General features: G+C 40.3%; 10 protein-coding genes. 1 reads left to right on the forward strand and 9 read right to left on the reverse strand.

Features of this window, described 5'->3' with window-relative positions:
* Positions 1-224 precede the first annotated feature (224 nt).
* On the forward strand, positions 225-1,481 hold the full coding sequence (locus H5180_RS22860; RefSeq protein WP_145239608.1) for an IS110 family transposase: 1,257 nt from the start codon (positions 225-227) through the stop codon (positions 1,479-1,481).
* A 228-nt stretch (positions 1,482-1,709) separates the two neighbouring features.
* Here the strand turns inward: H5180_RS22860 and H5180_RS22865 are convergent, their stop codons facing one another.
* From H5180_RS22865 to H5180_RS22905, 9 genes are all read right to left on the reverse strand, one after another.
* Complete coding sequence (locus tag H5180_RS22865) at positions 1,710-3,248, reverse strand: transposase (protein WP_182759211.1); 1,539 nt, start codon at positions 3,246-3,248, stop codon at positions 1,710-1,712.
* A 236-nt stretch (positions 3,249-3,484) separates the two neighbouring features.
* Positions 3,485-4,048: a hypothetical protein gene (locus H5180_RS22870; protein WP_182759212.1), complete on the reverse strand. Its 564-nt coding sequence runs from the start codon at positions 4,046-4,048 to the stop codon at positions 3,485-3,487.
* A 124-nt stretch (positions 4,049-4,172) separates the two neighbouring features.
* On the reverse strand, positions 4,173-5,015 hold the full coding sequence (locus tag H5180_RS22875; protein WP_182759213.1) for a hypothetical protein: 843 nt from the start codon (positions 5,013-5,015) through the stop codon (positions 4,173-4,175).
* Between the two features lie 184 nt (positions 5,016-5,199).
* Complete coding sequence (locus H5180_RS22880; RefSeq protein ID WP_131690272.1) at positions 5,200-6,174, reverse strand: hypothetical protein; 975 nt, start codon at positions 6,172-6,174, stop codon at positions 5,200-5,202.
* Between the two features lie 81 nt (positions 6,175-6,255).
* Positions 6,256-6,495, reverse strand: a complete 240-nt coding sequence (locus H5180_RS22885; protein WP_182759214.1) for a hypothetical protein — start codon at positions 6,493-6,495, stop codon at positions 6,256-6,258.
* Positions 6,496-6,903: 408 nt separating this feature from the next.
* Positions 6,904-7,992: an IS91 family transposase gene (locus H5180_RS22890; protein WP_182759215.1), complete on the reverse strand. Its 1,089-nt coding sequence runs from the start codon at positions 7,990-7,992 to the stop codon at positions 6,904-6,906.
* Positions 7,989-8,825 (reverse strand): tyrosine-type recombinase/integrase, encoded by an 837-nt coding sequence (locus tag H5180_RS22895; protein ID WP_145233014.1) that lies wholly within the window; start codon positions 8,823-8,825, stop codon positions 7,989-7,991. Before H5180_RS22895 ends, H5180_RS22890 begins: the two co-directional genes overlap by 4 nt.
* Before the next feature lie 401 nt (positions 8,826-9,226).
* Positions 9,227-10,315 carry an IS91 family transposase gene (locus tag H5180_RS22900; protein WP_182759216.1) on the reverse strand — a complete coding sequence of 363 codons (1,089 nt, stop codon included), beginning with the start codon at positions 10,313-10,315 and terminating at the stop codon, positions 9,227-9,229.
* On the reverse strand, positions 10,312-11,148 hold the full coding sequence (locus H5180_RS22905; protein ID WP_145233014.1) for a tyrosine-type recombinase/integrase: 837 nt from the start codon (positions 11,146-11,148) through the stop codon (positions 10,312-10,314). The genes H5180_RS22900 and H5180_RS22905 overlap by 4 nt, the downstream gene beginning before the upstream one ends.
* Positions 11,149-11,670 lie beyond the last annotated feature (522 nt).

Consider the following 11,670-nt stretch of genomic DNA (forward strand, 5'->3'; position numbering starts at 1 on the left):
TTATAGTCTTTGAACCTTAATAATCTATACTTTGAATTGTTGAGGTTATGTGCTCTTTACTTACGAATATTGTGCCAGCATCATTTAATGATCACCGCTTTTCTTTCGAAGTATTGAGTTACTTTACTCAAAACGAATACTCAGGGCTTGCCTTACAAACGCTGTCTATATTTCTTTCGAAGAGTAAAGAATGCATAACAAATTTCAATAATCGGAGATTTGGCATGAATACTAAAAATGATAACTTTTCTGCATATGTTGGCCTTGATTGGGCTGATAAAAAACATGATATATGTGTGCAGGTTAAAGACGAAGAGTCTCGGGCGTTCAGCGTAATTTCTCACTCACCTGAATCAATTAATGATTGGGTTGAGGCATTACATAAAAAAGTAAAAGGCAATATTGCTGTTGCAGTTGAGTTAAATAAAGGACCTATAGTATACGCCTTGCAAAAATATAGCTTTGTTACAGTTTATCCTATTCATGGATTAACCCTTGCTCGATACAGACAAGCTATGTTTCCCAGCGGTTCAAAAGATGATCCTTCAGACGCTGAATTAGCATTAGATATGATGCTGAATTATCCAAAGAAGATTACCCCCCTAAAACCAAGCAGCGAGAAAACGAGAACATTAGCCCTTCTTGTCGAACAACGTCGATTACTTGTAGACGACAAACGCAGGCATGCGAACCGAATCATTAATGCTCTAAAGCAATATTATACACAGCCCTTAGAGTGGTTTTCACATAGAGATACAGAGCTATTTTGTAATTTTCTAATTAAATTCCCAAACTTAAATGAATTGAAACGCGTTAGAACAAATACAGTTGCCAAACTATTAAACTCCAGAGGAGGGCCCACTGTTAAGAAGACCCCAGAGCGCATTGCATCTATAAAAGAGGCAATTCCTCTTACTAACGACGAATCTTTAATTATACCTTATCAAACGTTTGTCATCGCATTGGCTAAACAGATGTTGGTATTAATTAACAATATTCGAGAGTATGACTCACAAATAAGCTCAATTTTTACCAGTATGGATGACGCCTCAATATTTGCTTCACTTCCCGGCACAGGCCCTTGCCTTGCTCCTAGGCTTTTAGCTGCTTTAGGGGAAGATAAATCTCGTTTTAGTAGCGCACAAGAAATACAAAACTATGCAGGCTTATCGCCAGTTACAGAGCGTAGTGGTCAAAAGAGCTGGGTACATTGGCGCTGGCAATGTTCTAAATTTGTCCGTCAGAGCTTTATAGAGTGGGCTTCGAAAAGCGTAGGGCAATCTTATTGGGCGGGCATTTATTACGCACAGCAAAAAGCGAAAGGTAATTCACACCAATCGGCAATAAGAGCGTTGGCCTATAAATGGGTAAGGATCTTATTTAGGTGCTGGAAAACAGGAAAAGCTTATGATGAATCAAAATATTTAAAAGCACTAAAAGAGAAAGGTTCTCCTCTTTTAGTGGTAGAAAAAACTTGTTGAATGCCTCAGGGCGTGATGCGGACGTTTGTAACGAGGCTGTAGAATAACTCGTTTTTTAATTTATTTTTATTGATGCATTAACCATAGCCGAGTTCCTATTTTGATTCAATCGGTTACTTCGATTTTACGTAAAATATAAAAAGAGGATTTGCTGTTGCTTTAATGGGCTTTTGGAAGGTATGACAGGTGTTTAAGTGGCTTATTTGGAGAGGTAGCAGCTTACCTTTATTAATGCGTCCTGTTTTGCAGCTTTTCTATATTATGAACTAAGCAATACAGTTGCCATTGGGCATTCACTTTCGTTTGACCGCGTAAGGTCAATTTATTCATGCCTTTGTTAACTGTAATATTCCCGAACACCGGTTCTATACAGCCAAGTCGTTTGCTGTACTGTCGTCGCCCGATTGGGCTGTCTATTTTGACCTTCATTTTGTCGATGTAGCTTAGCTTTTTACGCGATTCATCATTTTTAAACTGAACTTGCCGTCCTGTTTTTATAGGTGGCTTTCGCATACATTGCTGTTGCAGTGGGCATACCTTGCAATCTTTTAAGTAACCGCAGAATCGCGTATATTTTTGGTTGTGGCTGTTTACATTTATACCGCTTCGCCACATTTCATTGCCTGCGGGACAGCGGCAGGTTTGTGTCGTCTCATCATAATGGAAGTCGTCTGAGGTAAATAACCGTGGCTTGCCTTTACTGCGTTTTAGTCGGCGCTTTTCTTGCTCTGTCTCATAAGTTTCACTTTCTTTAAACAGCGGATTTCGTTTTCTAAATTGGTTATCCGCAATGTAAGTATCAAAGCCACTTTTCGCCATAAAATCAAGATTCACTTCGCTGTGAAACCCACTGTCTGCGGTAAACTTTATGGTGTGATTATCTGCTTCTTTTTTTGTATTGAGCTTAGTGAGCTGTTGTTTTAATTGCTTAACCGCTGGCTGTAAGGTTTGCTGCTCGCCCACTGTACCCCATGCCTGTGCTTGCAGTATAATTTGATGTTTATCGTCATTTATCGCTATCCCGTTGTAGCCTTGGATTGTACCTTTTGACGTGGTCATTTTCGCGCTATCAGGGTCGGTAATATTACTTTTAATGGGCTTGCCTTTGCTGCCCGTTTTTTCCTCGTGGGTCGCTAAGAACTCCGTGATTTTATCTGCACTTTTATCCAGCTTTTCTTTTTGCTTTAAATCCTGTGTTATCAACTCTTCGCTCAGGCTATCTTGTGATTGGTGACGTTCGATAATACGTTTACTCGCGCGTTCTAGTTTTGCTTTTTTACGCCCTAGCTCATCGAATGTGCCGCTCCATTCTTTACTCGCATTCGATTTCAATTTGCATCCATCAATGGCAAACATGTTACGACCTATCAAGCCTTCTTCGTCGCATATCATCAGTACTTGCGTAAACAGCGGTTCAATCTGTTCGTGCATTTTGGCCACGAATCCCGCTACAGATGTGTAATGAGGTTGAATATCACCCGACACACTCATGAACAAAATATTCGTCTCACACGCCTTAGCAATACGGCGGCTACTAACCAAACCATGTGCGTAACCAAGTAAAATAATCTTTAGCATCACTGAAGGAGGATACGCAGCGGCGCCCGTTTTATCATTGTTATACCACGCGTCAAAGCCCGACAAATCGAGTTTATTTTCGACAATATAACAAAGCGCATACTCAAATGTACCTGGCAATATTTGCTCAGCAAAATTGATTGGAATGAATTTATTTTGGCAGGATAAGTCAGGCTTGTAGTTGGCCATAACAATTTACCGTGGGTGAATAATATCTATTAGATCACAGTAACCCTGTGGGTTCAAGGTCAAAAAACAATCAAGTCAATTGTGTAGAACCAGTTCCTAAAAAGAGTAATTCTACAGCCTCAACGCCTTGTTAAGGTGTGAGGCACGCAATACCTAAGCCTCCGCATACCACCTAACCACTAAACTTGACGCATGGTAAAAATGCCACGCGTGCCGAATCACTCTTGAACAATTTGTTAGCTGTGTAGCTGAAGATCGCGCGAACTCCCCTGAATTTTATCAATTTGTGCCTCTGCCAGTTTTAGGAACTCTAGTACCTCGTCACACCAGTCTAAAACAGAAAAGAAGAACTCCCACCTTTCTCCCTGATATGCCCCTGAAACAGTAATATCTCCTGACCACCAAACCATTTCTTTAGGTAAGGATTTTCGGCCAATGAAATCAAGATTAAAACCATCAGCATGGATAATCTTATTACAAATAAATCGAAAGCCTTTCATCTTTTTCTTGCCATCAGCACAACTACCAGCGCCGTAGGTCGTAATTGATTTTTCTACTGGGAATTTAATTCCTTGAGAGCTCAACGCGTCGACTAAGCACCGAACCTTAACTGAAATTTCTATTAGATTATTGCTGACGATAGTTTTAGTTAATGCCGTGTAATCAGCGAGATTATAGACTTTATGATACTCATCAGACCCCATACGGTATCTTTTACAAAATTCTTCACCTGACAAAGACATTCCAACCACAACGATTAACTTTGTCTTGATTTCTTCGATACCAAAATAATGAGACATATTACTCCAAATTTTTCATTAAACAGCTAACGCCGCGAGCATGGGCTGGCAGAAGTGGCACGTAATTGCGTAAGCAATTTAAGTGACGCTTTTGACAGTCCAATGCCTTGCCTTGTTAGCTGCATTACAATTGCTGAAAAACAACAGTTTGTTTAGTTGCACCAAGAACGGTTGTGTAATTGGTGACGCCTACAAACTTTAATGGTGCGCGTGAAATGCTAGACCAAAATTGCCCCTCAATTGCAGGTAAGTTTGTAATGATGGTTATTGGTGGTAAACGTGTGCTGTAACTAGTTAACATAAGCTTACCGTCCAAGACCTGTGATACTTTGTAATCACCATCCTCAGTCCATACAAATTTATTTTGATGTTGAGCGAAGCCATTTGTTTGGAAACTATAAACTAGCTCATTGAAATTTTTCTGGTTGCTGTCAGAAAACATGGGCTCTAACCCCGTTGATTTTTTTACGGACGCAACTAATTCTGCATCCTTTTCCATTCTTTGCTTTCTGCGTTTGGCTGAATCTTTTTGTATTTGTGTGTATTTATCTTTACAAAGCGTTGGGAGGTTGAGTAGTTCTGGTGCCGACAGGTCAACTTTTTGAGAATATTTTGAAGAGCCCAAATATCTAGCAACCTGAACATTTGTGGCTTTATTAAGATATTCAGCTTCATCGTATTCTTTGGATGAGCGATAATCTTTTTCTCCATTAAAGAAAAAAGACCATTGGGGCTGATAAGCTCTTTGTCCACTGCTTTTATCTATGAATGAGAATGAATACTTTTGTTTGTTGGAGTCGCACTGTGCTGCAACTTTGATGTCGTATTCTAGGTTCTGTGATTGAATTTTATATCCAACACTTCTTCCTGTATCGAAATAATTATGGCTTAAATCCTCAGGCTTAATAGGATTGCTTGATATACAGCCAGATAAGATGATTGGGAGAGCTATGATGTATTTTCTCATCTCTTGTTCCTTTATGAGCTTAAGCAGCTAACGCCGCCAACACCGGAACCAAAAGTGTAGTAGCTTTTGTGCAATAATTTGCGAAGCAAATGCACAAAAGGTGCGGAGCTTTTGGTTTCCGAGTTCTTGGCCTTGTTATAGGTCCTTTCTAGCAATTTAAAGCTAAAATTTTTCAAAATAAACTTTACTTGCTAATAACGCTTATGAATTTCTCTAGCTGATCCTCAGAAATTATTACCCACCTTGGCTCGGACTCATTCTCTGACAACAAATATGTTGTTAACTGATAACGATCAGAATTTCCTCCAAACGACTCAACACTAGCTACAATCTCTTGCGATTTCAATTTTGCAATTTGAAATTTTTTCTCTGGTAAATCTTCATAAGACAAATTAGCATGTTTTAGATATTTAAGGGCTTTACTAAACCCTAAACTCAATCTCCTTTTTTCATCATTACTAACTGAAAGTTTGAATTTAGCACGTTCAACCCACAAATCTGTTTTATCTGTTTTCTGGGTTATTTTAAGTGAAAGCCCACCTGTTGCCGAATTCTGTCCCTGCATACTCATACTTAATTTAATTACTTTAATTTCATTGGTTTCCCCACTCAATGAAGAAACAACTTTATTCTTTAAAGAGAGAACTTCTATAATCGCGTCAACTTCGGCCAGATTAAGCCTATGTTCAACCCATGTAGCCGAATTATAGACAGGTTTTGTAAATAATGAATAGTATCCAAGCTCCCCTCCTGAATGTGTCACGATATTCACTATCAGTTTTCCACCGACCTGCCCAACTCTAAATTTTCCAGCCTGTTTAGAATATCGAGCGTGTTTTGCATCAGCCTTGCCTTTAGTTAGAATTCCAACAAATTGCTCAACCTCACCAACAGAAAATAAATATGAACTACTGTATGTCTCAGTTGATAACTCGGTAAACCCCGCCTCATCGAATTTGATAATTAGCTTGTCAGGTGTAGTCGTTCTATATCTATTAAGATATACCGGTACACTCATAGAAAATTCGACAGCCTTTAATTCAATTCCATTTACAATACTACTACCTTCCGTAATCTGATACTTGTCTGAGGCAAAAAGCTCCGTTGACATAATTACCAAAGCAAGAATTAAACCCATTCTGAATTTATTAGATATCATGTACTCTCCTACATAGACCTATAACACTTTTGATAAGCGGTTTGGCACCGCTTTTGTGGCAAATCCGTCTTCATCATTTTGTTATTTCTCGCTATCGATATAGCCATAAAGTGGGTCAACCGTCATGAAATTAGGAAATTTAATTGGCTCTACAATCATTAGATTTTGTGAGCTAATAAATACTACATATGTCTCAGTGCTCGGGCCACTTGAATATGAATAAAGTGTAGTGCCCTCTGGTAAAAGGCCAACTTGATCTGGAGTCGCTTGCAATGTTAGTGGCTGGGTTAGCTTTACTGGACTAGATTCCAGTAGTTGCATTCGTGTCCAAAAACTCCCGAATAAAAAACACAAAGTTCCAAATACTAATATCAAAACCACTTTAAATATTTTCATAAACCTCTAGAGAAATAACATTTTAGTATTTATGCGACACGCAGTTTGTGTTGCATAATCGCTTGTTGGACTGAGGCGCTACCTGCTCGGTGTGTCAGAGTTGGTGTTACTTATGCTATGGGAATTTGCTTTTTATGGCCTAAGCGATAGCAAGCCAACTTTACTGGCGTGTCTATCGTATCTAAGCTATCCCTGCGTTACTCAGCGTTTATTATGCACCTATTAAACCTAATGTTTCACCGTTAAGCAATGATCTTTTTCTCACGCACAATCGCGAGTAGCCTGAGCAGTTAAGCAGGTTAACTCATTGATTTAATGCAGCAAGCAAAGCCGCTAACTCGTTCGAACTATTTCATTCGTCGAAATATCTGAGGTTATCACACCAATAAACCGTAAGATACCAACCTTACATGACTGACAAGGCCAATACGGTATCAATGCTTCTTGCTCTGTTTTGGGCTTCACCGCTTTGCATGCGGTGGATACATGAGCCCTTATCAGGGCTAACTTTCGCTTACGACACGCATTAGCTAAAAAACCATAGTGGCGAATGCGCATAAACCCTTTCGGCAATACATGTTGTAAGTAGCGCCGTAAAAATTCATCACAACTCAGTGTCATTACTTTATCGCGGTTGTTATCTGCATAATCGCGATATTTAAAGCTCACTGATTGCTCATTCACTGACACTAATCGTGATTCTGACATCACGCCTTTTCGGGTATAACGAGCAAGGTAACTAACTAGCTTTTCACTGTACGTTAAACAGGCTTTGCTATACACGCACCATTTGGTTGGCGTGTTTATCTTCGCGAATGAACTATCGCATTCATTGAGCGCCGCCAGCATTTTTCCTCTAAAGACTGTTGATAACGCTTTTACGGGGTATAAATAGCCTTTTTCTATTTCATGCCAGTGCGTTTTTTCAAGTGCACCTGCGGGTATCAAACAATGCAAGTGGATATGCTGACTTAAGTTCTGCCCCCATGTATGCAGTACGCTTGTCATGCCTAACTGGCCATGCATCTTTCGTTTCGCAAATTTACACAGCGTTTGCCATACGGCTTTAAACAAACACTGGTACAACACACTTGGGTTATAGTGAGCAATGATATTCAACTCATGAGGGAGCGTAAAAACAAGGTGGAAATACCGACACGGTAATAAATCCTCTTGCTGTCTTCGCACCCACTTAGCCGTGGCCATGCCTTGGCAACGCGGACAGTGACGGTCTCGACAACTACACCCAATCTGCTGCGACTCCCCACAGCTATCACATTGCCATGCTTGATAACCGAGCTGACCTGTTCTGCATGATTTAAGGTGCTGACAGACACGCAGTTGTTGATAGCTCATCGTATGATGTTGCCGATAATTCTCAAGATTTGAGTTTAAAATATCAGCAAGGTGCAAAGCGCTCATTGTTTACTCCAACTCGCAAGCAAATCAATGCCGCCATGCCCTAACTCAGGTAACCAGTGTAAGTAACTTTGTGTCGTTTTAATATCACTATGACCAAGCTGATGTTGCAATTGATGAAGTGGCATTCCTGATTCAAGTTGATGTGTTGCATAAGCATGGCGTAGTGCATGTGGATTACAGTGTTTTAAACCACACGCTTGTGCGTGTTTTCTCAATGGCTTCCTGAAGGTCGATGCTGACATAGGTTTATCCATTAACAATCGCGAGTAAAACATCCAACCCGTTGGGTGATACATTTTCCAGTAACTGCGTAATTGGTTTAGTACGCTATCTGAAACTACAACATACCGTGACTTATCCCCTTTACCTTGTTCAATTAAAATGGTTTTACGCTGGCCATCGATGTCTTGCACTTTGATACGTAACAATTCGCCAATACGTAAACCGCACCCATAGCAAACCACTATTAACGTTTTTAGTCGCATATCATCCGTACAGCTTTCTATCAGCCCCCGCATATCATCACGTGATAAATAGGTAGGTGCGCGCGACTTCGCTTTTGGCAGTGCAATATCTAAGTTCAATGGCCGATGTAAAATATTCTTAAACAAGAACCAAATACTGTTTATTTGTATTTTCTGACTTGCTCTAGAAAGTTTACGAATAGCGGGATCGTTAAAAAAGGCGTTAAGCTCGTCATCCGTAATCGAGTCAAGCGGTTTATTAAAATAGTGACTGAGTTTAAGTAAATGTTCACAGTAGCTTTTACATGTACTTTGCGAATAACCTCGATAGGCTATTTCAGTTTTGACTTGTTCAATGAGTGTATTCATGACTTACCTCCAAGTTATGGGATAACCCCAAGGTAAGTGTGGCTCAAATGGTCAGAATAGGATCTCCGCGTAGCGGCTTAGTTCAACATTTTAGTATTTATGCGACACGCAGTTTGTGTTGCATAATCGCTTGTTGGACTGAGGCGCTACCTGCTCGGTGTGTCAGAGTTGGTGTTATTTATGCTATGGGTATTTGCTTTTTATGGCCTAAGTGATATCAAACCAATTCCATTGGCGTGTCTATCGTATCTAAGCTATCCCTGTGCTACTCAGCGTTTATTATGTGCCTATTAAACCTAATGTTTCACCGTTAAGCAATGATCTTTTTCTCACGCACAGTCGCGACTCGCCTGAGCAGTTAAGCAGGTTAACTCATTGATTTGATGCAGCAAGCAAGGCTGCTAACTCGTTCGCGCTATTTTATTTGCCGCCATATCTAAATTCATCACACCAATAAATCGTAAGATACCCGCCTTGCATGACTGACAAGGCCAATACGATATCAATGGTTCTTGCTCTGTTTTGGGCTTCACCGCTTTGCATGCGGTGGATACATGAGCCCTTATCAGGGCTAACTTTCGCTTACGACACGCATTAGCTAAAAAACCATAGTGGCGAATGCGCATAAACCCTTTCGGCAATACATGTTGTAAGTAGCGCCGTAAAAATTCATCACAACTCAGTGTCATTACTTTATCGCGGTTGTTATCTGCATAATCGCGATATTTAAAGCTCACTGATTGCTCATTCACTGACACTAATCGTGATTCTGACATCACGCCTTTTCGGGTATAACGAGCAAGGTAACTAACTAGCTTTTCACTGTACGTTAAACAGGCTTTGCTATACACGCACCATTTGGTTGGCGTGTTTATCTTCGCGAATGAACTATCGCATTCATTGAGCGCCGCCAGCATTTTTCCTCTAAAGACTGTTGATAACGCTTTTACGGGGTATAAATAGCCTTTTTCTATTTCATGCCAGTGCGTTTTTTCAAGTGCACCTGCGGGTATCAAACAATGCAAGTGGATATGCTGACTTAAGTTCTGCCCCCATGTATGCAGTACGCTTGTCATGCCTAACTGGCCATGCATCTTTCGTTTCGCAAATTTACACAGCGTTTGCCATACGGCTTTAAACAAACACTGGTACAACACACTTGGGTTATAGTGAGCAATGATATTCAACTCATGAGGGAGCGTAAAAACAAGGTGGAAATACCGACACGGTAATAAATCCTCTTGCTGTCTTCGCACCCACTTAGCCGTGGCCATGCCTTGGCAACGCGGACAGTGACGGTCTCGACAACTACACCCAATCTGCTGCGACTCCCCACAGCTATCACATTGCCATGCTTGATAACCGAGCTGACCTGTTCTGCATGATTTAAGGTGCTGACAGACACGCAGTTGTTGATAGCTCATCGTATGATGTTGCCGATAATTCTCAAGATTTGAGTTTAAAATATCAGCAAGGTGCAAAGCGCTCATTGTTTACTCCAACTCGCAAGCAAATCAATGCCGCCATGCCCTAACTCAGGTAACCAGTGTAAGTAACTTTGTGTCGTTTTAATATCACTATGACCAAGCTGATGTTGCAATTGATGAAGTGGCATTCCTGATTCAAGTTGATGTGTTGCATAAGCATGGCGTAGTGCATGTGGATTACAGTGTTTTAAACCACACGCTTGTGCGTGTTTTCTCAATGGCTTCCTGAAGGTCGATGCTGACATAGGTTTATCCATTAACAATCGCGAGTAAAACATCCAACCCGTTGGGTGATACATTTTCCAGTAACTGCGTAATTGGTTTAGTACGCTATCTGAAACTACAACATACCGTGACTTATCCCCTTTACCTTGTTCAATTAAAATGGTTTTACGCTGGCCATCGATGTCTTGCACTTTGATACGTAACAATTCGCCAATACGTAAACCGCACCCATAGCAAACCACTATTAACGTTTTTAGTCGCATATCATCCGTACAGCTTTCTATCAGCCCCCGCATATCATCACGTGATAAATAGGTAGGTGCGCGCGACTTCGCTTTTGGCAGTGCAATATCTAAGTTCAATGGCCGATGTAAAATATTCTTAAACAAGAACCAAATACTGTTTATTTGTATTTTCTGACTTGCTCTAGAAAGTTTACGAATAGCGGGATCGTTAAAAAAGGCGTTAAGCTCGTCATCCGTAATCGAGTCAAGCGGTTTATTAAAATAGTGACTGAGTTTAAGTAAATGTTCACAGTAGCTTTTACATGTACTTTGCGAATAACCTCGATAGGCTATTTCAGTTTTGACTTGTTCAATGAGTGTATTCATGACTTACCTCCAAGTTATGGGATAACCCCAAGGTAAGTGTGGCTCAAATGGTCAGAATAGGATCTCCGCGTAGCGGCTTAGTTCAACAATTTAATAGTGCGCTCATCGCGCATATCTCTGCCGACTTAACGCTCACTTTTCCATATTATATAGTTTTAACAAATTACCTAAGGTATTACTATCACTAAGTTTTCTAAAACTTTTAAGTAAAGTTAAATGGAACAATATGCGCGCGTCGCTCATTTTCATGAATATATGCGCAAAGAGTAGTTTAACCAATCAACTAACTCTTGTGTTTAGCCAACCTCAATGACCGGTTATCGCTCATATCTGTCAGATAAATCTAAACCTATTAGTCAAAACTGTAAGATCTGGTATGAGCTAATTCACTCAGACTTGTTAACACCAAGCGACTTTGTCGTATCTTAATTACCAAGCGATTCTGTCGTAATCGCTAATTACCAAGGGAATTTGTCGGTCACTTTTTTACGTGTCTGTTAGTGTTTTGTTTTTGGAATACTA

It is taken from the genome of Pseudoalteromonas sp. SR41-4, from assembly GCF_014163985.1.
Classification (GTDB): Bacteria; Pseudomonadota; Gammaproteobacteria; order Enterobacterales; family Alteromonadaceae; genus Pseudoalteromonas; species Pseudoalteromonas rhizosphaerae.